3 protein-coding genes are annotated in these 3,419 nt (G+C 69.9%); 2 read left to right on the forward strand and 1 reads right to left on the reverse strand.

The window, feature by feature from the left end:
- Window positions 1-39: 39 nt before the first annotated feature.
- The gene (locus ACFWI9_RS33485; RefSeq protein WP_387168853.1) at window positions 40-1,239 is read right to left on the reverse strand and encodes a helix-turn-helix domain-containing protein; all 1,200 of its coding nucleotides are present in this window, start codon (window positions 1,237-1,239) and stop codon (window positions 40-42) included.
- An 813-nt stretch (window positions 1,240-2,052) separates the two neighbouring features.
- Here ACFWI9_RS33485 and ACFWI9_RS33490 point away from each other — a divergent pair.
- Window positions 2,053-2,574 carry a universal stress protein gene (locus ACFWI9_RS33490; RefSeq protein WP_387168858.1) on the forward strand — a complete coding sequence of 174 codons (522 nt, stop codon included), beginning with the start codon at window positions 2,053-2,055 and terminating at the stop codon, window positions 2,572-2,574.
- 194 nt (window positions 2,575-2,768) lie between these two features.
- Window positions 2,769-3,341 carry a GPR1/FUN34/YaaH family transporter gene (locus ACFWI9_RS33495; protein ID WP_387168855.1) on the forward strand — a complete coding sequence of 191 codons (573 nt, stop codon included), beginning with the start codon at window positions 2,769-2,771 and terminating at the stop codon, window positions 3,339-3,341.
- Window positions 3,342-3,419: the final 78 nt, after the last annotated feature.

A 3,419-nucleotide genomic window follows, 5' to 3' on the forward strand; every position in this document is an offset into this window, starting at 1 on the left:
CGTCAGAGCACGCCGGACGGTCCGGCCGCGAGGCGGCGCCTAAGGGGCGGTCCGCTGGCCCGGCAGTGCCGGGCGGCCGGAGGCGTACGCGTCCGGCACCGGCTTACCGGACTCCGGTGCGAGCGCGCCGGCCGTCGCCGGGGCGGGCCGCCTGGGCTGCGGTGCTCCGCCCTGGCCCTGCGCGGGGACCGTGGGCTCGGCCGCCGCGTGGGCTCCGGGATCCGCCTGCGGGCGCCGGGCCCGGTAGGCCGCCCGGTACGTGGCCGGCGAGGAACCCAGCTGCCGCCGGAAGTGGCCGCGCAGCGCCACCGGGGAGCGGAATCCGCAGCGGCCCGCGACCTCGTCCACCGAGTAGTCGGAGGTCTCCAGCAGCCGCTGTGCTTGGAGCACCCGCTGGGTGATCAGCCACTGCAGCGGAGCACTCCCGGTGAGCGAGCGGAACCTTCGGTCGAAGGTCCGCCTGCTCATGTACGCACGCGCGGCCAGCGTCTCCACGTCGAACTGCTCGTGGAGATGCTCCAGCGCCCAGGCCACGACCTCGGCAAGCGGGTCGGAGCCGATCTCCTCTGGTAAAGACCTGTCGAGATAGCGCTCCTGACCGCCGGTGCGCCTCGGCGGCACGACCAGCCGGCGCGCTAGCGCACCGGCCGCCTCGGCCCCGTGGTCGGTGCGGACGATATGCAGACAGAGATCAATTCCGGCCGCGGTCCCCGCCGAGGTGAGCACATCGCCGTCGTCCACGAACAGCTCACGTGGATCGACGTGCACCGACGGATAGCGCTTGGCGAGCGTCGGTGCGTACATCCAGTGGGTGGTGGCCGGACGGCCGTCCAGCAACCCGGCCGCGGCGAGGACGAACGCCCCCGTGCACAGCCCCACGATGCGCGCGCCCTCCTCATGGGCGCGGAGCAGAGCCTCCAGCGCCTCGGGAGGCGGTGGAGAGGTGATGGACCGCCAGGCGGGCACGACGACGGTGCCCGCCCGGCCGATGGCCTCAAGTCCGTACGGCGCGGTGAGTTCGAGTCCCCCTGTGGTCCGCAGGGGGCCGTCCTCGCCGGCGCATACGAGCAGCCGGTAGCGGGGAACTCCGGCATCTTGGCGGTCGATTCCGAACACCGAGAGCGGGATCGAACTCTCGAAGATGGGACCGCCGCTGAACAGCAGCACCGCGACGACTTCCCGGCGGCGGCGCCCGGACAGCTTCCGTGCGGCCTCCGGCGCGGCGGAGTCCTGTGTCATGACGCTAAGCCCCCCTCGGTGTTCGCGTCTCCCCGTTCGTGTCGGGCGTGTCGCTCCTGCACGTTTCCCCTCGGTTTTGCACGAGTCCCCAGTCTTCGATACTCATGATCGAATCTACTGCGTCCTGTGGTGCCGCCGTGACAAGTTCGGAATCTGGCACATTGTCGACAAGGGCACTTGGCGCGAAGCATTCGATCACGAAGCGTGGCACTCGTGGGCCGTACAGGGAAGTACGCGTCCCGGGCATGGCCCGTCCCCGTAGGGTGCGAGAGGTCGCCGTGACCCCCTTTTGCCTGGTGGCAAGGGGGTTGGTGGGCCTTTTGGGCAAGGAACCAGCCTGGTCGTGAAGTTGGCTTGAAACATTCGGATGTCGGCTTGCGAATCCGTCAAGTCGCCCGGCTCGTTTCACCCTCGGAGGTGGTCTTGTGCGATGCGGGGCGCGGCAGGCCCGGTTGGGGTGTGACGATGGCCACTGATACGACTGGAGTGCCGGTTCCGTACGCGGGGCCGGGGGTGCCGGCAGGTGCCGCGGCGAAGATCATAGGGAGGGCCGTCGCCGAAGTCGGGGCGCAGCCGGAAGACGCCCTTTCCGATCATGGGGCTCGTCACCGAAGCCTGTATCAGGCAGCTTCCATTGCCATACGGAGCGTGTTCGTGCATGCTCCCTGGGACGCCGGATGTGGAGCTGCCGGCTCTGGGCGCAGGAGGAGTGTCGCCGTACCCTTGGGGGTATGGGGTTGGGAAGATGATTCCCGGACACAGCTCCGCCGCCCACCGTCGCCCTCCCATGAGGACTTGAACGCCGAGACACCGATGGCCGGTCACGAATTGCCCGAACCCGCGGACCGCAAGCAGGTCGCCGACCCACTGTCGGATCTGCAGGCGGCGGAAGAGACGCGCCACTCCTGTGATCCCGCGTTCCGGCATGGAGTCGTCGTCGGCTTCGACGGCTCGAACTCCAGTGAGCGGGCCCTCGCATACGCCATCGGCATGGCGCGCCGCTCCGGTTCCGGACTGATCATCGTCCATGTCGCCAACCGCCTCCCCACGACCGTCTGGGCGGGCTGCGAACCTCCGGTCTTCGTGGACGTGCCGGACCATCGCACCGAGGTGCTCGGGCTTGAGCTCGCCTGTGCCGACTATCTGTCCGAGATCCCTTGGATCCTCGTGGAGCGCGGCGGCGACATCTGCCACGAGCTCGAGGAGGTCGGCCGGGAGTATTCGGCGGACGCGATCGTGGTCGGTTCCACGCACGGCATCGTGGGGCGCCTTTTCGGCTCGATCGCCGGCCGGCTCGCGAAGCGCGCGCAGCGGCCTGTCATCGTCATCCCGTAGCGCTCGGCCGCTCCATCCGGCCCGTGGCCGCCGGGTCCGGCCTTCCGTACGCCCAGGCCGCAGGCGGCGCGCGCATATGTGTGACTTTTGACGACCGTCAAATCCACTCGGCCGTACAGGTGGATTGTGCGCTTGTGAAGGGTAGATATCCGTGGCTGGGAATCAGCACATCGCGCGCATGAAGGGAGCCCGCCGTGGACAGCGAAGTCTCCGCGGGAAGCGCAACGTCAACCACTCTCGGCCACCTCGCACTCGGTCTGACCCTGCTGGCCTTCGGCCTGGGGAACACCGGTGTGATCGACAATGTCGCGGCGTCCGACGCAGCGGCCCTCGCGACCTGGGTGGGCGGGGTCGCACTGTTTCTCGTCGGGCTGCTCGAATTCCGGGCGGGCAGCGGCGGCACGGGTACGGCCTTCGCGGGCCTCGGTGCCTTCTGGTTCACCTGGGGCACCGGCGTCGGCTCGGGAGCGTCGGCGGAGGCCGCGGGACTCTTCCTGCTGCTTTTCGCGCTGCTGGCGCTCAGCCTCACCGTGGGATCGTCCGGCAGCGGGATATTCGGGCAGGGCATGTACGGGCTGCTGTGCGTCTCGATGCTGCTGCTCGCCGTCGGCGCGTTCACGGACAACGCCGGACTGGCCAAGGCGGGCGGCTGGGTAGGCGCGGTCGCCGGCCTCGCGGCCTGGTACGGGGCCACCGCCGCGCTGGCGCACTGGCCCACCTTCAGCGGGCGTCGGACCGCCGACCGGGGTGTGACGGCCACCGGCTGAGCGGTCATCGACCGGTGTGAGGGCGCGCCGGCGACAACGAAAGGGCGACCCCCCGCACACGCCACCAGCGTGTGCGGG

This window comes from Streptomyces sp. NPDC127084 (assembly GCF_042724175.1).
Lineage (GTDB): Bacteria > Actinomycetota > Actinomycetes > Streptomycetales > Streptomycetaceae > Streptomyces.

Bases quoted from the DNA above. Each gene is read 5' to 3' on its own strand.
- ACFWI9_RS33485 (WP_387168853.1), bottom strand. From the start codon at position 1,239: ATGACACAGGACTCCGCCGCGCCGGAGGCCGCACGGAAGCTGTCCGGG.
- ACFWI9_RS33490 (WP_387168858.1), top strand. From the start codon at position 2,053: ATGGCCGGTCACGAATTGCCCGAACCCGCGGACCGCAAGCAGGTCGCC.